Origin of the sequence: Pseudomonas sp. ANT_J12 (assembly GCF_008370045.1) — a bacterium.
Taxonomy (GTDB): domain Bacteria; phylum Pseudomonadota; class Gammaproteobacteria; order Pseudomonadales; family Pseudomonadaceae; genus Aquipseudomonas.
In genome coordinates this window covers 21,778-40,998 of sequence record NZ_VOBN01000007.1, presented here as the reverse complement: position 1 = coordinate 40,998, position 19,221 = coordinate 21,778, and the positions used below count along the sequence as shown (strand labels likewise).

The window sequence follows — 19,221 nt, the reverse complement described above, 5'->3', positions numbered from 1 at the left end:
CGTAGCTGATGGGATTCAGTCTAGGCCAAGTATCGGGTAGTAAACCAGACATCGCGTCTGGCGTCCTACCCGATAACGCTCATCGCTTGTCAGTCGGCAACAGGAGCCTGCAGGACTTGTTCGCTGAGCTTGTCGGCCAGGCGCACGAAAGCGGCCAGGTCGAGTTGCTCGGGACGCAGGCTGCCATCGACGCCGGCGGCTTCGATCTCGTCGTTGCTCAGCAGCAGCTTGAGGGTGTTGCGCAGGGTTTTGCGGCGCTGGTTGAAGGCTTCGCGAACGACGCGCTCCAGCAGCTTGTGATCCTTGGCCGGGTGCGGCAGCACGTCGTGGGGCACCAGGCGCACGATGGCCGAATCGACTTTCGGCGGCGGATTGAACGCGCCCGGGCCGACGTTGAACAGGTGTTCGACCCGGCAATGGTACTGAACCATGATCGACAGGCGACCCCAGTCGCCACCGCCTGGACCTGCCGCCAGACGCTCGACCACTTCTTTTTGCAGCATGAAGTGCATGTCGCGAATGATGCCGGCGTTGTTCAGCAGGTGGAAAATCAGCGGTGTGGAGATGTTGTACGGCAGGTTGCCGACCACCCGCAGGCTGTTCGGCGCGGCATTCAGGCTATTGAAGTCGAACTTCAGCGCATCGCCCTGGTGCAGGTTGAAGTTGCTCTTGTCGGCAAACTGCTGGTTGAGGATCGGGATCAGGTCCTTGTCCAGCTCCACCACGTCCAGTTGCGCGCCGCTGTTGAGCAGGCCCTGGGTCAGTGCACCCTGGCCCGGGCCGATTTCCAGCAGGCGGTCTTCGGGTTTGGCGCGGATGGCGCGCAGGATACGGTCGATAACGCCGGCATCGTGCAGGAAGTTCTGGCCAAAGCGTTTGCGCGCCTTGTGTTGGTAATGCTCGGTCATAAACGGGTCTCGGCCATCTGGTAGGCGGTTTCCAGGGCGACTTGCAGGCTGCCGGTGTCGATGTTGCCGCTACCGGCCAAGTCCAGGGCAGTGCCGTGGTCCACCGATGTGCGGATGATCGGCAAGCCGAGGGTCACGTTGACTGCCGCGCCGAAGCCTTTGTACTTCAGCACCGGCAGGCCCTGGTCGTGGTACATCGCCAGCACTGCGTCGCAGTGCTCCAGATATTTGGGGGTAAACAGAGTGTCGGCGGGCAGGGGACCGCGAAGGTCCATGCCCTCGCCGCGCAGGCGCTCTAATGTAGGTTCGATGATGTCGATTTCTTCATGGCCCAGGTGTCCGCCTTCACCGGCGTGGGGGTTGAGCCCACAAACCAGGATACGAGGCTGGGCAATGCCGAATTTTTCTTGCAGGTCGGCGTACAGGATTCGTGTGACCCGCTCCAGGCGCTCCGGGGTGATTGCATCGGCAATCTCGCGCAGGGGCAGGTGAGTGGTGACCAGTGCCACGCGCAATCCGCGCGTCGCGAGCATCATCACCACTTGGGCGGTATGGGTCAGGTCGGCGAGGAATTCCGTGTGTCCGGAAAAAGCGATTCCGGATTCATTGATCACGCCCTTGTGCACCGGCGCGGTGATCATCCCGGCGAAATGCCCGTCCATGCAGCCTTGGCCCGCACGGGTCAGGGTTTCCAGGACGAACGCCGCGTTGGCCTTGTCCAGTTGCCCGGCGGTAACCGGTGCACTGAGCGGCGTATCCCAGACATACAGGCTGTTGGCCGGTGCAGGAGCGTCCGGCCAGTGATCCGGGGTGACCGGCAGCAGGTCGACGACCACGCCCAGTTGCGCGGCCCGCTCGATGAGCAGGTCGCGGCTGGTAATGGCAACCAGGGGATGTGGCTGGGCTTGCGAGGCGAGCAGCAGGCACAGGTCGGGACCTATGCCGGCCGGCTCGCCGGGTGTCAGCGCGAAACGCTTCGGTTTCACTGCGCTGCCTGGTCTGCACCAGGGAGTTTGATCTCTACATACGCTTCGTCACGGATCTGACGCAGCCAGGTTTGCAGCTCTTCGTCGTATTTGCGGTTACGCAGTACAGTCATCGCTTGCTGCTCACGGGCCTGGGTGGTGCTGTCGGTGGCGCGACGGCCAAGGACTTCCAGAACGTGCCAGCCGTATTGGGTCTGGAATGGCTTGGACAGCTGACCTTGCGGGGTCTTGGCCATCACTTCGCGGAACTCAGGTACCAGTGAGTTCGGGTCGATCCAGTTCAGGTCGCCACCGTTGAGGGCAGAACCCGGATCTTCCGAGAAGCTTTTCGCCAGTTCGCCGAAATCTTCGCCCGCTTCGATACGGGTGTAGAGCGACTCGGCCAACGCCTTGGTTTTTGCTTCGTCGCGGATCGGGCTAGGTTTGACCAGGATATGACGCACGTGCACTTCGTCACGCACCTGAGTCGCGCCGCCACGCTTGTCGAGGATCTTCAGGATGATGAAGCCGCCCGGGGTGCGCATTGGCTGGGTGATGTCGCCGACTGCCATGGTGCTCAGCATGCGATCGAACGGAGGTGGCAATTGAGCCGCTTTGCGGAAGCCCATGTCGCCGCCTTCCAGCGCGGTTTCGCTGGCGGATTTGGCGATTGCCAACTGACCGAAGTCAGCGCCTTGCTTGAGTTGCTGGTACACCGCGTCCGCTTGTTTGGCCGCAGCCTGGATCGCATCGGAGTTGGCACTTTCCGGCGTAGGAATCAGGATGTTGGCCAGACGGAATTCTTCGGACAGCTGCATTTTGCCCAGGTCGGATGCCAGGAAGTTCTTCACTTCCTGTTCGGACACCTGGATGCGCTCGGCCACACGGCGTTGGCGCACACGGCTGATGATCATTTCGCGGCGGATCTGGTCACGGGCGTCGTCATAAGACAGACCGTCGTGAGCCAAGGCAGCACGGAATTGATCGATCGACATGTTATTGCGCTGTGCAATGGTGCCGACGGCCTGGTTCAGTTCTTCATCGGTAATACGGATGCCTGAACGTTCGCCGATCTGCAATTGCAGGTTTTCGACGATCAGGCGTTCCAGTACCTGCTGATCCAGCACGCTGGCCGGCGGCACGGCAGTACCGCGTTTGGCGATGGTTTGCTGAACTTCGTGGACCCGCTGGTCCAGTTGGCTCTGCATGACCACGTCGTTGTCGACGATGGCCACCACTTTATCGATGGACTGTACCGCGGCGTTAGCCGCGGTACCCAGGAACAACGCGCCCAGCACTAGCGGGCGCAGACAATCAGAAAGCTTGGTCTTCACGTTCACGATAACCTTGAATGCCTTTGTCGAGGAAGCTCTCTACCTTGGCGCCAGTGAGGCCGCCGAGTCCCTTCAGAACAATTTGGAGGAAGACGCCATGGTCGCCTTTTTCGTTTTGCGGGGCTTCTTGACTGAACTCGTCATAGGAAACCCAGTAACGGTTGATCAGGCGCAGTTTCCAGCAGCAGTTGTCGTACTCGAAACCACCGAAGGCTTCCAGGGTACGGTTGCGGTTGTAGTCATACTGCCAGCGGCTGATGGCGTTCCATTGCGGCACGATCGGCCAGATCACCGAGAAGTCGTGCTGTTGAATCTTGTAGTAGTCCTTCACGAAGCCTGGTTGGCCTTCGACGCCATAGTTGCCGCCGCCCACGGTCCATTTACCGGTGTTCTGGTCGTAACGAACCTGGTCGTTGCGATAGCGATAACCGGCGTTGATAACCTTGTTCGGGTTGTCTTCAGGCTGGTAGTGGAACATTGCGCTACCCGAACGCGGGCTGCGGCTGTCCGGGTCCCAGTTGTAGTCGGCCGTGGTGCGCCAATCGCGGTTCCAGCGGTATTCGTATTCCAGTGCGTACGGCGAAACGTTGGCATGCGCGTCGTCGCGGGTTTTCGCGTCGATACCTGGCAACTGGACTTCGCGGTCCTTGAAGTACAGGGCCTGGCCAACGCTGATGCGTTGACGCTCGAAACCGTCTTCTTCGATCCAGCGGTTCGTCACGCCCAGGGACAGTTTGTTCTCGTCGCCGACACGGTCGGTACCGGAGAAGCGATTGTCGCGGAACAGTGACGCGTAGTTGAAGGTGTATTCGCCAGTGTCGAACACTGGGATGTCTTCCTGGTTCTCCTCAGGTACATAGAGGTAAAACAGGCGCGGTTCCAGGGTTTGGCGGTAGTTCTTGCCGAACCATGTGGTATTTCGGTCGAAGTACAGTCCGCTGTCGATACTGGCAATGGGTACGCCACGATTCTGGTTGGAGCCGAAGTGACCATTGACATTGTCTGTCCCGGCTGCGGCAGCGGCTTGATCCTGTGCCACGATCTGGTTTTTGCCGATGCTGTCCAGGTCCAGTTGATACTGGGTGTATTGGTACTTGAGCGATGGTTTCAGGAAACCATATGACCAGTTCAGAGGCAGGCTGACAGTCGGGGCCAGGTTTAGACGATCGCCATTGGCGCGCGCCAGGCCAGCAACGTTCCTGTCCAGTCGCGGACTGACATTGCCGTCTTCATCGGTGAAGTTGCCGTTTTCCAGGTCGCGATCAAACCGCACGATTTCAGTGTTATACGAGAAATCCAACCCGCCCGGATGTTGCGGCAGCGCACCATTGAAGGTGATTTGCGGCAAGCGGTCGTATGGCGTGATGGCCGAGACCGTCGCCAACTGATAGGCCGTGGCGCTGAGCGTCGCGGCGTAGTTATCGCCACGGTATACGACGGCACCCTGCTGGGTGACATAGTCTTCGCTTTTCACACCAATCTGGTCAGTCTGCAGATCCTGGAAGTAATACGGATCGCTGATCTTGGTGTAATCGACTTGTGTGTAGACGCGCGAGTCGAGGCCACCTTTATGCTGCCAGTTATACATGTAGCGGTTTTTCTGGTAATCGGTCTGCTTGCTGCGATCGGTGTCCTCGTCGTTGAGGTACGCAGCACCGAACTGACCTTCGCTGGACTTGGTCAGGTAACGGAACTCGCCTTCCACCAACATGCCGTGCTTGCTCATGTAGCGCGGGTACAACGTGGCGTCGTAGTTCGGTGCCAGGTTGAAGTAGTACGGCGTGACCAGCATGAAGCCGGTATCGCTGCCGGTGCCGATGGTCGGCGGCAGGAAACCGGATTGGCGACGGTCGTCGATCGGGAAGTAGATGTACGGCGTGTACAGGACCGGAATGTCCTTGACCCGCAGCGTCACGTTCGTCGCGGTACCGAAGCCGGTGGCCGGGTTCAAGGTAATGTTGTTGCCCTTGAGCTGCCAGGCGTTGCTGTTCGGTTCGCACGTGGTGTACGTACCATCCTTGAGGCGGATGATCGCGTTCTCGGCACGTTTGGCGTACAGCGCGTTACCGCGGATACGGGACTTGTGCATCACGTATTCGGCGTTGTCGACCTTGGCTTCACCGGTGTCAAGCTGCACGTCGGCGTGGTCGCCCACGAGCAGTGCGCCATTGTCGCGAATGCGGACGTTACCGCTCAGTTCGCCACGGCTCTCGGCCTGGTACAGACTGGCCTCATCGGCCTCGGCCTGCATGCTGCCCTGACGCAATACCACGTCACCGGCCAGCGTGCCGACCTGATCTTCGGTGTTATAGCGCGAAGCTTTCGCGCCGATAAAGGTCGGAGCGTCACTTTTATTCGTCTTGTCATTCATGCCAGGACGAATCGGTTCGATATAGGAACCAGAGCAGTAAGGACCGGTTTCGGCCAACTGCGCAGCAGTGAGCTTCTCGCGCGGAACCCAGTCGAGGTGACTGTAGTCTGCGCTACGGGACTTCAGGCCACGGCCCTTGGACTCGGTAACGAGTACAGGCTTGGCGCCGGTGTCTTCGCTGGAGCCGTTCTGGGCTGGAGCTTCGCCGTTCGCGGTGGCTGTTGCGCTGCCGTCATGGACGGGTCGCGGCGGCAAGGCAGCTGCCGGCGACTTGGGCGCACAGTCCCAGGCACCCGAAGCAGAGACTGAGCAGTCATACTGTTCCGCGGCGACCACGTAGGAAGTGGCTAGGGGTTGCAGGGCCAGCAGACTGCCGGTAACCAACAACGGAAATTTTTTACGAAACGCGGGGGATTTCAATGCCATCTTATTAGTCCGGGCTTCCTGCGTGCCATCTGCCCGCGGTGGTGGGCCGCACGCCTCTCGATGGTCTGAAAAAGATGCTGGATAATAAAGCATGACCCGCTTGACGGCTAGCGCCGTCGGAGACCCTTGTAATGCCTGACCAAGATGTACGCTTGCAACACCTGAAAGTTTGGCTCGACGAACAGTTGGCGACCCTCTTTGCCGAGCAAGGCTGGGGCGCCGTGCCCCCGGCCACGTTGACCGCGGCCAGTAGCGACGCGAGTTTCCGGCGCTATTTCCGCTGGGAAGGCGAGGGCAAAAGTTTCATCGTGATGGACGCCCCGCCGCCCCAGGAAAACTGCAAACCCTTCGTGGATATGGCTTTTCTGCTGGCGAAATCCGGAATAAATGTGCCGAAAATTTATGCCGAGGACCTCGAGCGCGGATTTCTTTTGCTCAATGACCTGGGCAGCAAGACGTATCTGGACGTGATCGACAGCGAAAATGCCGACGATTTGTTCAAGGATGCCCTGCAGGCGTTGCTGGCTTTTCAGCAATTACCGATGGTGGCGCCGCTGCCAAGTTACGACGTGGCCCTGCTGCGTCGCGAGCTGGAGCTGTTCCCCGAGTGGTACGTCAAGCACGAACTGGGCATCGAGTTTGACGCCGCCCAGCAAATGCTCTGGCAACAGGCCAGCGATCTGTTGATCGACAGCGCCCTGGCCCAGCCGACCGTGTTGGTGCACCGCGACTACATGCCGCGCAACCTGATGCTCAGCGAGCCGAATCCCGGTGTGCTGGATTTCCAGGACGCGGTCTACGGCCCGGTGACCTACGACGTGACGTGCCTGTTCAAGGACGCGTTCCTCAGCTGGCCTGAAGAGCGGGTGTACGCCTGGTTGCAGGATTACTGGCAACAGGCGGGTGCGCTGGGCATTCCGGTGCAGCCTGACTTCGAAGAGTTCCACCGTGCCAGCGACCTGATGGGCGTGCAGCGTCATCTGAAAGTGATCGGCATCTTCGCGCGCATCTGCCACCGCGACGGCAAGCCGCGCTACCTCGCCGACGTGCCACGCTTCTTTGCTTATATAGACGCGGTGATCGCCCGTCGTCCCGAATTGGCGGAGCTGGATGTGCTGCTGGCCAGCCTGCGTGCTGGAGCCCCGGCATGAAGGCAATGATTCTGGCGGCGGGCAAAGGCGAACGCATGCGCCCGCTGACCCTGACCACCCCCAAACCGCTGGTGCGTGCCGGCGGCGTGCCGTTGATCGAATATCATCTGCACGCCCTGGCGGCTGCCGGTTTTACCGAGATCGTGATCAACCACGCCTGGCTCGGTCAGCAGATCGAAGACTATCTGGGCGACGGTTCCCGTTACGGCGTCGGCATCCAATACTCGCCCGAAGGCGAACCGCTGGAAACCGGTGGCGGGATTTTCCGTGCCTTGCCGTTGCTGGGTGACGAAGCGTTTGTGGTGGTCAACGGCGACATCTGGACCGATTACGACTTCAGCGCGCTACGCCAACCCATTGCCGGGTTGGCTCATCTGGTACTGGCGGACAACCCGGCCCATCACCCGGCCGGGGATTTCGTTCTGGTCGATGGCCAGGTGCGCGACGGGCAACCGGATGCCGATACCCTGACCTACAGCGGCATCGCGGTGCTGCACCCAAAGCTGTTCGAAGGCTGCTCGGCCGGCGCATTCAAGCTCGCACCGCTGTTTCGCCAAGCCATGGCTGCGGGGCAAGTCTCCGGTGAGCGACTGTCTGGGCATTGGGTAGATGTCGGCACATACGAACGCCTGGCCGAAGCCGAATCCCTGATAGAAGCGAGCCGCTGACATGTTGTGGCCAGGGACTCTAATCGGAGCCGGAGCGGGCTTTGCCATAGCCAGCATTCCGGGGGCCATGCTCGGCGCCTTGTTGGGACAGGCGCTGGACCGGCGCTTGCACTTGCAGAGCTGGGCGCATTTGCGGGAAAAACTCGGCGGTCGGCCGGCGCTTCGCAACGATGAACTGTTGTTCGTGTTGCTGGGCCGGTTGGCCAAGTGTGATGGACGGGTGGTGGATGGTCATATTCAGCAGGCGCGTCAGGAGATGCGTTCGCTGGACATGACCGAGTCGGCGCAGCGGCGTGCGATTGCCGCGTTCAATCGCGGCAAAAACGGGCACGACCGGTTGCGTGGCTATCTGCGACGCTTGAGTGCCCAGCCCCATGCGGCCGAAGGCGTGCTGCGCGCGTGTTGGCGGATGGTCTGGGCCGATGGTCGCGCGGGCAGCAGTGAGCGTGAACTGCTGGCGCAATGGGGTAAATGGTTGGGCTGGACGCCGCAGCAGGTGCTGGCGTTGGCGCACGACTATGAACCACAGAAACGCCCGCAAGTCAGCAGCGCCGTGACGTATCAGGACGCCATGCGGCTGTTGGGGGTATCGGCGACCAGCGAGCCGGAACAGATCAAACGGGCCTATCGGCGCCTGCTCAGTCGTCATCATCCGGACAAGATCGCCGGTTCGGGGGCGACGGCGTTGCAGGTGCGCGAGGCGACGGACAAGACGCGGGAATTGCATAACGCCTATACGTTGATCAAGGCGCGGCGGGATTTTCGCTAGCAGCACATAGTTGTGTTGTCAGTGATGCCGCCTTCGCGGGCAAGCCTCGCTTCTACAGGGTTTGTGTCGTACGCCGGAAATGGGAACGACATACCCTTTGTAGGCGCGAGGCTTGCCCGCGAACGGGGGCGACGCGGTCTATGGCTCCGCCACCGGCTGCGGATTCAACCACCCGCGCACCCGGCGAAACAATTGCTCCTGCTCAGCCTTGGTATTGCCCGGCAACGCCTTGAGCGACACCTGGCTGAAGGCAGACGTTTTCAGGCGTTTACTGGCTTGCAGGCGCGCGAGTGCTGCATTGCGATCCAGTGGCCTGTCCATATAGAAGAGATCGGCAGTCGGCAGCTTGAGGGTTGGCGTCAGTTCTACCAGTTCCGGTTTACTGGCCGCCGGCGTCTGCGCCGCGACCATCACGAATTTCTCCACTTGCGAAGGCTGCTTCTCGCTGAGGTAGCGCGCGGCCCAATAAGCGCCGGTGCCATGCCCCAGCACCACGATGCGGCGCGCACTTTGCTGTTCGGCAAAGGCGATGGCGGCGTCGATGCGGGCGAAGATGCGCTCGGCGTCGGCTTTGGACTGTTCTTCGGTGGTTTCCACGACCGCTTTATCAGCGACGTCCGCTTCACCGCTGGCCGCCTGCTCGATGGGCGTCGCGGTGGTCGAGTCTTTGCTGCCCGTCTCAGGGGCTTTGATCGTCGGCGGGACTTCGGCGACACGTGGCGCAATGGCATCGCTTTGCAGGTCCGGCAAGGTGATACTCAGGCTGCTCCACTCGGCGTCTGGCAGTTTGTTGCGCAAAGGGCTGATTGCTTGCGGCCAGTCAACGGTCTCGCCGGCACCAGGGATGATAATCACCGCGCCTTTGGGTTCGGCGGTGTTGGCCGGCTTCCACAAAGCGAGAAACGTATCGGCCCCGGCCTGGAGTTGTTGCTGTTCCTGGGCCGGCACGGTGCGCTCAAGTGCGGTCGCTTCTTCCTGACTACGCTCAAGCAGCGGCTGGCGCTCGGCCGGTTTTGCGTCGGCAGGTTTTTCCGTGGCGGGAGCCGGGTCGGCGGCCTCGACGGAGAAGGCGCAAGGCAGGATCAGCGACAGGCACAATGCTGGCAGTGCCAGGCGGTAGACAGGGGGCATCGGATATTCCAGGCCAGAAGTTATTCCGGCAGCCTAATGGGTTGGTCAGTATTTGTCAGTGTGTGAGACTTCAATGAAGCATTTTCGCTGCCTGTGGGTTATCGGCTGTTTGTGGTTTCCCTTGATGAGTTGGGCGGCGCCCGCGCCTCCTGCGCACGTTGCACAGTTGTCGACGGCCCAGCAGCAGTGGCTGGCCGAGCATGGCGAATTGCGCGTCGGCGTGGTGTTGCAGGCGCCGTATGCGCAATACGATCGACGCTTGCAGCGCTTGTCCGGGGTCAATGTCGAGTTGATGAAGTGGTTGGCCAAGTCGCTCAAGATCGAGTTGAGCTGGCGTAACTTCCCCGACGTCGAACAGCTGGAACAAGCCGTGCGCGAGGGCGAAGTCGATATCGCCCCGGGGCTGACCCAAACTCCCGGCGGGCTCAAGCTCTGGCAATTTTCCGACCCGTACATGCGCGTGCCGCAACTGGTGGTCAGCGACCAGAAGGGTGCCGGTGTGGTGGAGCTGGAAAAACTCGACAGCCAGACCCGCGTCGCCGTGCGCATGCCCAGCGTCACCGCCGATTACCTGCGCAGTAACTTCCCCCACCTGAACCTGCAAGGCGTGCCGATCGAGCGTCAGGCGTTGCAGTTGCTGTTGAGTCAGCAGGCCGGTTACGCGGTGGTTGATGAAGCACAGTTGGGGCGTTTGTCCGCCGAACCTGAATTCGCCGGACTGGTGGTGGTCGGTGATATCGGCCTGCCGCAATTGCTGCGGGTGGCCACGCGCCGGGACTGGCCGGAGCTGGCCGGCATCGTCGAAAGCGCGTTGCGGGCGATCCCGGCCAAGGACCTGGAACAACTGCACAACCAATGGCTGCAACCCAAATACCCGCGGCTGTCCGAGTCGCCGGGGTTCTGGCAGAACCTGTGCCTGTTGTTGGCGGTGTTGCTGCTGAGCAGCATGGCCATCGTGTTCTGGCAGCGGCGCCAGCAACACAGCCTGGAGCAACGGCTGCTGGCGGCGCGGCAAGACATCGCCCTGCGCCAGGCCAGTGAGGAAGCCCTGCGCCTGACCCAGTTTTCCATCGATCAAAGCACCGTCGGCATCCTCTGGGTCAACTGGGACAGCCATGTGCGTTACGCCAACCGCGCCGCCGAAGCCATGCTCGGCTATCCATCTGGCGGGATCATTGACCGGCCGTTGATCGACTTCGAGCCCGGGCTGCACATGGACCGCTGGCTGAACCTGTGGAAACGCGCCCGCGCCAGCGAAGAAGGGCCGCAAAGTTTCGAAACCAATTGCGTTCGCGCCGACGGCAGCGTTTTGCCGGCGGATGTTTCGTTGAGCTTCCTGCGGTTTCGCGATGGCGAATATTTGGTGGTGTACCTGAATGACGTCACCGAACGCCGGCGTGCCCTGGCCGCGTTGCAGGAAAGCGAGGCGCGGTTGCAAGGAATCGCCGCCAACGTGCCGGGATTGGTCTTTCGCCTGGAGCGGGCACCGGTGACCGGGCAGATCGACTTTGCCTACATCAGTGAAGGCAGCGAGAGCCTGGTTGGTTATTCGCCGGCGACCCTGGCCCACCGGGACAAAGGTCTGCGCAGCCTGGTGCACCCGGACGACAAGGCCAGTTATCACCAGACCCAGGATCATGCGCTGGATACCGACAGCGACTGGTCGTGGCAGGGCCGAATCCTCACGCGTTCTGGCGAGCAGCGCTGGGCCGAGATCAAGGCCATCACCCGGCGGCTGGAAGATGGCGCGTATGTGTGGGACGGGATCGTCTGGGACATCAGCGAAAGCAAGCGCATCGAACTGGAACTGGCCAGCTCCCGGGCGCAACTGCGGGAGTTGTCGGCGCACCTGGAAAGCGTGCGGGAAGAGGAAAAGGCCCGCATTGCCCGGGAAGTGCACGATGAGCTGGGGCAGATGCTGACCGTGTTGAAACTTGAAACCTCCATGTGTGAATTGGCGTACGCCCAGCTCGATCCTGGGTTGCAGGAACGCTTGAACAGCATGAAGCGGTTGATTGCTCAGTTATTCCAACTGGTGCGGGATGTGGCCACGGCGCTGCGGCCACCGATTCTCGATGCGGGGATCGCCTCGGCCATCGAGTGGCAGGCCCGGCGTTTCGAGGCGCGTACGCAGATCCCGTGCCTGGTGCAGGTGCCGGAGAACCTGCCGCTGCTCAGCGATGCCAAGGCGATTGGCCTGTTCCGCATCCTTCAGGAAGCGCTGACCAATGTCATGCGCCATGCCCAGGCGCATACTGTCGAACTGACATTGGCGCTGGAAGGCGACGAGTTGTGCCTGACCGTCAGCGATGATGGCGTAGGATTTGTTCCCGCTACTGGCCGGTCAACATCCTTTGGTGTCGTGGGTATGCGCGAGCGGGTGTTGATCATGGGCGGGCAGTTGTCGCTTGAAAGTGAGCCGGGGGAGGGCACGACGCTAAGTGTGCGGGTGCCTTTGGATCGCTGAAAGATCGCATTTAATGAGGAGAGGCTAGTGATCCGTGTACTGGTAGCCGAAGACCACACCATCGTCCGTGAAGGCATCAAGCAATTGATCGGCCTGGCCAAGGATTTGCTGGTGGTGGGGGAGGCGAGCAACGGCGAGCAGTTGCTCGAAACCCTGCGTCACGTGCCCTGCGAAGTGGTGTTGCTGGACATCTCCATGCCCGGGGTCAATGGCCTGGAGGCGATTCCACGGATCCGCGCGCTGAACAACCCGCCGGCGATCCTGGTGCTGTCGATGCACGACGAAGCGCAAATGGCCGCCCGGGCGTTGAAGGTCGGCGCCGCTGGTTATGCGACCAAGGACAGCGATCCGGCGCTGCTGCTGACCGCGATCCGCAAAGTCGCGGCGGGCGGGCGTTACATTGACCCGGACCTGGCCGACCGCATGGTCTTCGAGGTCGGTCTGACCGACTCCCGGCCGTTGCACTCTTTATTGTCGGAACGCGAATTCTCGGTGTTCGAACGCCTGGCCCAAGGCGCCAACGTCAACGACATCGCTCAGCAACTGGCCCTGAGCAGCAAAACCATCAGCACCCACAAGGCGCGGCTGATGCAAAAGCTCAACATCACCTCCCTGGCGGAACTGGTGAAGTACGCGATGGAACATAAACTCCTCTAAAAAACCGCCACGAACCCTGTAGGAGCAAGGCTTGCCCGCGAAGGCGTCCTCACTGACGCTAAAAGCTTCGCGGGCAAGCCTCGCTCCTAAAAGGGGGCGTGTCAGTCGTATCAATATTGCCTGACACACCACTTTCGCGAGCAAGCCCGCGCCCACGGGGATCTCGGTGGCATGTCCATTTGCGACACCCCGTAAACCTGCTTTTGCCTGTTCTTGCTGCTTGCAGCTGACCGCCTGCCGCTGCGTTTGCCAAAACGCGCCATCCTTGTAGGGCAATCCCTACCCCCAACCTTCCATCCTGCTGAGGCGATTCTCTCCTGCGCCCCGATTTGCGCGGTCCCCAGCGTCCACTAGGCTTAGTCCACAAGCAGTCATCAATAACAAAGGTGTGGGTATGAGCCAGGTCGATTCAAGCGCAGGGGCCAATGACATTCTGGTCAGCTTTCGTGGAGTGCAGAAAAGCTACGACGGCGAGAACCTGATCGTCAAAGACCTCAACCTGGACATTCGCAAAGGCGAATTCCTCACCTTGCTCGGGCCGTCCGGCTCCGGCAAGACCACCAGCCTGATGATGCTCGCCGGTTTCGAAACCCCGACCGCCGGGGAAATCCTGCTGGCCGGGCGTTCCATCAACAACGTGCCGCCGCACAAACGCGACATCGGCATGGTGTTCCAGAACTACGCGTTGTTCCCACACATGACCGTGTCCGAGAACCTCGCCTTCCCGCTGACCGTGCGCGGCTTGAACAAGAGCGACGTCAGCGACAAGGTCAAGAAAGTCCTGAGCATGGTCCAGCTCGATGCGTTCGCCCAGCGTTACCCGGCGCAATTGTCCGGTGGTCAGCAACAACGTGTGGCCCTGGCCCGTGCCCTGGTGTTCGAACCGCAACTGGTGCTGATGGACGAACCCCTCGGCGCGCTGGATAAACAGCTGCGCGAACACATGCAGATGGAAATCAAACACCTGCACCAGCGCCTCGGCGTGACCGTGGTCTACGTGACCCACGACCAGGGTGAAGCCCTGACCATGTCCGATCGTGTGGCGGTGTTCCATCAGGGCGAAATCCAACAGATCGCGCCGCCGCGCACGCTCTACGAAGAACCGAAAAACACTTTCGTCGCCAATTTCATCGGCGAGAACAACCGCCTCAACGGCCGCCTGCACAGCCACACCGGCGACCGCTGCATCGTTGAACTGGGCCGTGGTGAAAAAGTTGAAGCCCTGGCGGTCAACGTCGGCCAGACCGGCGAGCCCGTCACCCTGTCGATTCGCCCGGAACGCGTGAGCCTCAATGGTTCGAGCGAGTCCTGCGTCAACCGCTTCTCAGGGAGGGTGGCGGAATTCATCTATCTGGGCGACCACGTCCGGGTGCGCCTGGAAGTCTGCGGCAAGACCGACTTCTTCGTGAAACAGCCGATTGCCGAGCTCGATCCCGAGCTGGCGGTTGGCGATGTGGTACCGCTTGGCTGGCAGGTCGAGCACGTTCGCGCGCTCGATCCTCTTTTAGAGGCGCATTGATCGCCCCCCGCAATACCAACACCAACCCTGCACGTGGAGAGAACAATAAATGTTGAGATCCCTGAAATTCACCGCTTTGGTCATGGGCATGATCGGTGCGGCACACGCGATGGCTGCGGGCCCGGACCTGACCGTGGTGTCCTTTGGCGGGGCGAACAAGGCCGCGCAAACCAAGGCGTTCTACGCACCGTGGGAAGCGGCGGGCAACGGCAAGATCGTCGCCGGCGAATACAACGGCGAGATGGCCAAGGTCAAAGCCATGGTCGACACCAAGAGCGTGTCCTGGGACCTGGTAGAAGTTGAATCGCCAGAACTGTCCCGTGGTTGCGACGAAGACATGTTCGAACAGCTCGATCCGAAGTTGTTCGGCAAGACTGAAGACTACGTCAAAGGCGCGATCCAGCCGTGCGGCGTGGGCTTCTTCGTGTGGTCGACCGTGTTGGCCTACAACGCCGACAAATTGGCTTCCGCACCGACTAGCTGGGTGGATTTCTGGGACACCAAGAAATTCCCGGGCAAGCGTGGTCTGCGTAAAGGCGCCAAGTACACCCTGGAATTCGCTCTGATGGCCGACGGCGTGGCGCCGAAAGACGTCTACAAAGTGCTGGCCGGCAAGGATGGCCAGGACCGCGCGTTCAAGAAACTCGATGAACTCAAGCCAAGCATCCAGTGGTGGGAAGCCGGCGCGCAACCGCCGCAATACCTCGCCTCCGGTGACGTGGTCATGAGCTCGGCCTACAACGGTCGGATCGCCGCCGTGCAGAAAGAAAGCAACCTGAAAGTGGTGTGGAACGGCGGGATCTACGACTTCGACGCGTGGGCGATTCCAAAAGGCCTGGATAAAACCCGTGCCGAAGCGGCGAAGAAATTCATCGCGTACTCGGTGGCCCCGCAGCAGCAGAAGACGTACTCGGAAAACATCGCTTACGGCCCGGCCAACATTCAAGCCGTTCCGTTGCTGGCCAAGGACGTGTTGAAAGACATGCCGACCACCCCGGAAAACATCGCCAACCAGGTGCAGATCGACGTCAGCTTCTGGGCTGACAACGGCGAGCAACTGGAACAGCGCTTCAATTCCTGGGCTGCGAAATAAGCCCACCTCGTGGGCTTATTGATCGTTCCCACGCTCTGCGTGGGAATGCCGCCCGGGACGCTCCGCGTCTCTGTGACGCAGAGCGTGGGAACGTTCAGTACCCTGTAGAAGCGAGGCTTGCCCGCGAAGACGTCGGCACATTCAACATTAATGCTGACTGACACACCGCCTTCGCGGGCAAGCCTCGCTCCTACAGGGGTGATGTATCGATAAGAAGAACAGAGGTGGCCTGTCTGCCTCTGTAACGATCAAAGATTTCCGGAGTACGCCATGGCTATCGCCGTTCCCCTGAACGCGGGCACTGACCCCACCTTGAAGCAGCGGCTCAAGCACGCCGAGCGGATCAATCGCTGGAAGGCCCAGGCCTTGATTGCGCCGCTGGTGCTGTTTCTGCTGCTGGTGTTCCTGGTGCCGATTGTGGCGCTGCTCTACAAAAGTGTCGGTAACCCGGAAGTGGTCGGCGGCATGCCGCGCACCGTGACGGCTATCGCCAGTTGGGACGGCCGTGGCCTGCCCGCTGAACCGGTTTACAAGGCTGCCAGCGAAGACCTCGCTGAAGCGCGCAAAAACCAGACCTTGGGTGACTTGTCCAAGCGCTTGAACATGGAACTGGCCGGCTACCGCAGCCTGCTGACCAAAACCGCCCGCGCCTTGCCGTTCGCCACCGAGCCGACCTCTTATAAAGAAGCGCTGGAAGGGCTCGACGAGCGCTGGGGCGATCCGGCCTATTGGCAGGCCGTGCGCCGCAACACCAGCAGCATTACCCCGTACTACTTGCTGGCGGCGGTGGATCACCGGATCGACGACCTCGGCGAAGTGGCCCCGGCCACCCCGGACCAGGCGATCTACCTCGACATCTTCGCCCGCACCTTCTGGATGGGCCTGGTCATCACCGTGATCTGCCTGTTGCTGGCCTATCCGTTGGCCTACCTGCTGGCGAACCTGCCATCGCGGCAAAGTAACCTGTTGATGATTCTGGTGCTGCTGCCGTTCTGGACCTCGATCCTGGTGCGGGTCGCCGCATGGATCGTCTTGCTGCAATCCGGCGGGCTGATCAACAGCGGCCTGATGGCCATGGGCATTATCGATAAGCCGCTGGAGCTGGTGTTCAACCGCACCGGGGTCTACATCTCCATGGTGCACATCCTGCTGCCGTTCATGATTCTGCCGATCTACAGCGTAATGAAAGGCATCTCGCCGACTTACATGCGGGCGGCGATTTCCCTCGGCTGCCATCCGTTCGCCAGTTTCTGGCGGGTGTACTTCCCGCAGACCTATGCCGGTATCGGTGCCGGTTGCCTGTTGGTGTTCATCCTCGCCATCGGCTACTACATCACTCCGGCGTTGCTGGGCAGCCCGAACGATCAGATGGTCAGTTACTTCGTCGCCTTCTACACCAACACCAGCATCAACTGGGGCATGGCGACCGCACTCGGTGGGCTGCTGCTGTTGGCGACCGTGGTGCTTTATCTGATTTACAGCTGGCTGGTGGGCGCCAGTCGCCTGCGCCTGAGCTAAGGGGAGAACGAAATGCTGAGTCCTTATATGTCGCCCATTGAGCGGGTGTGGTTCTACAGTTTGCGGATTCTCTGCGGCTTGGTTTTGCTGTTCCTGATCCTGCCGGTGCTGGTGATCATTCCGTTGTCGTTCAACTCGGGCAGTTTCCTGGTGTACCCACTGCAGGGCTTCTCGCTGCACTGGTACCAGGACTTCTTCGCCTCGGCCGAATGGATGCGCTCGTTGAAGAACAGCATCATCGTCGCCCCGGCGGCCACGGTGCTGGCGATGGTCTTCGGCACGCTGGCGGCGATTGGCCTGACCCGTGGCGACTTCCCCGGCAAAGCGCTGGTGATGGCGCTGGTGATTTCGCCGATGGTGGTGCCGGTGGTGATCATTGGTGTGGCGAGTTATCTGTTCTTTGCGCCGTTGGGTTTGGGTAACAGCTTCTTTTCGCTGATCGTGGTGCATGCGGTGTTGGGCGTGCCGTTCGTGATCATCACGGTGTCGGCGACGTTGCAGGGGTTCAACCACAACCTGGTGCGTGCCGCTGCGAGCCTCGGTGCCTCGCCGCTGACCGCGTTCCGTCGGGTGACCTTGCCGTTGATCGCGCCGGGTGTGATCTCCGGGGCGCTGTTTGCTTTCGCGACGTCGTTCGATGAGGTTGTGGTGACACTGTTCCTCGCTGGTCCCGAGCAAGCGACCTTGCCACGGCAGATGTTCAGCGGCATCCGCGAAAACCTCAGCCCGACGATTGCCGCCGCCGCGACGTTGCTGATTGCCTTCTCGGTGATCCTGCTGCTGACCCTGGAATGGCTGCGTGGCCGCAGCGAAAAACTGCGCACCGCCCAGGTCTGACCTGCACCGCTGATCGTTCCCATGCTCTGCGTGGGAATGCCTTGGGGATGATCGGACCTAATCCTGTAGGAGCGAGGCTTGCCCGCGAAGGCTTCAGCACATTAAACATCTATGTTGACTGACTCACCGTCTTCGCGGGCAAGCCTCGCTCCTACAGGTCACCTCAATCATTCGCGTCGTGAATAAACGACAAACCCCAATCCCCAGCTACTATTGTGCCCAGCTCCCCTAACGATAAGAGGCTGCGCACATGAGTCTTTCCTCTTTCAAAATTGCCCACAAACTGATCACCGGCGCCGGTGCCATCGAGCAACTGGCCGCCGAGCTGACACGCCTGGATGTCGATAACCCGCTGATCGTCACCGACGCCGCCCTGGTCAAGTCCGGCACGGTCGAGCTGGCGCTGGCGCACCTGGGCGACCGCACCTATGAGGTGTTCGACCGCGTGCTGCCCGACCCGGAAATCGCCATCGTCGAAGACTGCATGCGCGTCTACCGCGAAGGCGGGCATGACGGGTTGATTGGCCTGGGTGGCGGCAGCGCCATCGATATCGCCAAAAGTGTCGCAGCCTATGCCGGTTATCACGGCGCGCTGGAAGATCTGTTCGGCGTCGATCAGGTGCCGCGCAAAGGCCCGCCGCTGATCGCCATCCCGACCACCGCCGGCACCGGATCGGAAGTCACCAACGTGGCCATCCTCTCCGACAAGCTCGCGCAGCTGAAGAAAGGCATCGTCAGCGACTATCTATTACCGGACGTGGCGCTGGTCAGCCCGCAAATGACCCTGACCTGCCCGCGCAGTGTCACTGCCGCCAGTGGCGTCGATGCGCTGGTGCATGCGGTCGAGTCCTACCTGTCGCTGAATGCCTCGGCGATCACCGATGCCTTGGCGATTGGTGCGATCAAGCTGATTACCCAGGCGCTGCCCAAGGCCTACGCCAACCCGGCCAACCTGCAAGCCCGCGAAGACATGGCCACCGCCAGCCTGATGGCCGGCATGGCGTTCGGCAATGCCGGGGTCGGCGCGGTGCATGCGCTGGCGTACCCGCTGGGCGGGCGCTACAACATTGCCCACGGCGTCAGTAATGCGTTGCTGCTGCCGTATGTGATGACCTGGAACAAGTTGGCCTGCGTCGAGCGCATGCAGGATATTGCCGAGGCCATGGGCGTGAAAACCGCGCACTTGAGCGCCATCGATGCGGCGGACAAAGCCGTGGAGGCGATGACCGCGTTGTGCCTGGCGGTGGAGATTCCCCTGGGCCTGCGCAGCTTCGGCGTGCCCGAAGACGCGATCCCGGCCATGGCCGTGGAAGCGGCGGGGATCGAGCGCCTGATGCGCAACAATCCACGCAAGTTGAGCGCCGTCGATATCGAGAAGATCTACCGAGCGGCCTACTGATCATCGCG

15 protein-coding genes are annotated in these 19,221 nt (G+C 61.1%); 10 read left to right on the top strand and 5 right to left on the bottom strand.

Features of this window, described 5'->3' with window-relative positions; genetic code table 11:
* Window positions 1-89: 89 nt before the first annotated feature.
* Genes rsmA through FQ192_RS16690 form a run of 4 tightly spaced genes read right to left on the bottom strand, consistent with a single transcriptional unit; the run spans window position 90 to window position 6,004 of the window.
* Window positions 90-908, bottom strand: a complete 819-nt coding sequence (gene rsmA / locus FQ192_RS16705; protein ID WP_149659570.1) for a 16S rRNA (adenine(1518)-N(6)/adenine(1519)-N(6))-dimethyltransferase RsmA — start codon at window positions 906-908, stop codon at window positions 90-92.
* Entirely contained in the window at window positions 905-1,894 is a 990-nt protein-coding gene (gene pdxA, locus FQ192_RS16700) for a 4-hydroxythreonine-4-phosphate dehydrogenase PdxA (protein ID WP_149659569.1), read from the bottom strand. The genes rsmA and pdxA overlap by 4 nt, the downstream gene beginning before the upstream one ends.
* Entirely contained in the window at window positions 1,891-3,213 is a 1,323-nt protein-coding gene (gene surA / locus FQ192_RS16695; protein ID WP_178129144.1) for a peptidylprolyl isomerase SurA, read from the bottom strand. The genes pdxA and surA overlap by 4 nt, the downstream gene beginning before the upstream one ends.
* Window positions 3,188-6,004, bottom strand: a complete 2,817-nt coding sequence (locus tag FQ192_RS16690) for an LPS-assembly protein LptD (protein WP_149659567.1) — start codon at window positions 6,002-6,004, stop codon at window positions 3,188-3,190. Before FQ192_RS16690 ends, surA begins: the two co-directional genes overlap by 26 nt.
* Window positions 6,005-6,135: 131 nt before the next feature.
* On the opposite strand from FQ192_RS16690, the gene FQ192_RS16685 reads away from it, so the two are divergent.
* From FQ192_RS16685 to FQ192_RS16675, 3 genes are read left to right on the top strand one after another with little or no spacing between them, the layout of a single operon-like run.
* Window positions 6,136-7,155: an aminoglycoside phosphotransferase family protein gene (locus tag FQ192_RS16685; RefSeq protein WP_149659566.1), complete on the top strand. Its 1,020-nt coding sequence runs from the start codon at window positions 6,136-6,138 to the stop codon at window positions 7,153-7,155.
* Complete coding sequence (gene murU, locus FQ192_RS16680) at window positions 7,152-7,823, top strand: N-acetylmuramate alpha-1-phosphate uridylyltransferase MurU (protein WP_149659565.1); 672 nt, start codon at window positions 7,152-7,154, stop codon at window positions 7,821-7,823. Before FQ192_RS16685 ends, murU begins: the two co-directional genes overlap by 4 nt.
* A gap of 1 nt (window position 7,824) precedes the next feature.
* A complete protein-coding gene (locus FQ192_RS16675) occupies window positions 7,825-8,592 on the top strand; it encodes a TerB family tellurite resistance protein (protein ID WP_149659564.1) in 768 nt (255 codons plus the stop codon).
* A 138-nt stretch (window positions 8,593-8,730) separates the two neighbouring features.
* Here FQ192_RS16675 and FQ192_RS16670 read toward each other — a convergent pair whose 3' ends face one another.
* The gene (locus tag FQ192_RS16670; RefSeq protein WP_149659563.1) at window positions 8,731-9,723 is read right to left on the bottom strand and encodes an alpha/beta hydrolase family protein; all 993 of its coding nucleotides are present in this window, start codon (window positions 9,721-9,723) and stop codon (window positions 8,731-8,733) included.
* A gap of 73 nt (window positions 9,724-9,796) precedes the next feature.
* On the opposite strand from FQ192_RS16670, the gene FQ192_RS16665 reads away from it, so the two are divergent.
* The 7 genes from FQ192_RS16665 to FQ192_RS16635 all read left to right on the top strand — a co-directional run bounded on the left by FQ192_RS16665 (window position 9,797) and on the right by FQ192_RS16635 (window position 19,213).
* A complete protein-coding gene (locus tag FQ192_RS16665; protein WP_149659562.1) occupies window positions 9,797-12,190 on the top strand; it encodes a PAS domain S-box protein in 2,394 nt (797 codons plus the stop codon).
* Window positions 12,191-12,217: 27 nt separating this feature from the next.
* Window positions 12,218-12,847, top strand: coding sequence for a response regulator transcription factor (locus FQ192_RS16660; protein WP_003210977.1), 630 nt, complete (start codon window positions 12,218-12,220; stop codon window positions 12,845-12,847).
* A 394-nt stretch (window positions 12,848-13,241) separates the two neighbouring features.
* Window positions 13,242-14,366: an ABC transporter ATP-binding protein gene (locus tag FQ192_RS16655; RefSeq protein ID WP_149659561.1), complete on the top strand. Its 1,125-nt coding sequence runs from the start codon at window positions 13,242-13,244 to the stop codon at window positions 14,364-14,366.
* A 49-nt stretch (window positions 14,367-14,415) separates the two neighbouring features.
* Window positions 14,416-15,459: an ABC transporter substrate-binding protein gene (locus FQ192_RS16650; protein ID WP_149659560.1), complete on the top strand. Its 1,044-nt coding sequence runs from the start codon at window positions 14,416-14,418 to the stop codon at window positions 15,457-15,459.
* A 270-nt stretch (window positions 15,460-15,729) separates the two neighbouring features.
* Complete coding sequence (locus tag FQ192_RS16645) at window positions 15,730-16,977, top strand: ABC transporter permease (protein ID WP_149659559.1); 1,248 nt, start codon at window positions 15,730-15,732, stop codon at window positions 16,975-16,977.
* Window positions 16,978-16,989: 12 nt separating this feature from the next.
* On the top strand, window positions 16,990-17,814 hold the full coding sequence (locus tag FQ192_RS16640; protein ID WP_133835769.1) for an ABC transporter permease: 825 nt from the start codon (window positions 16,990-16,992) through the stop codon (window positions 17,812-17,814).
* A gap of 250 nt (window positions 17,815-18,064) precedes the next feature.
* Window positions 18,065-19,213: an iron-containing alcohol dehydrogenase gene (locus FQ192_RS16635; RefSeq protein WP_149659558.1), complete on the top strand. Its 1,149-nt coding sequence runs from the start codon at window positions 18,065-18,067 to the stop codon at window positions 19,211-19,213.
* Window positions 19,214-19,221: the final 8 nt, after the last annotated feature.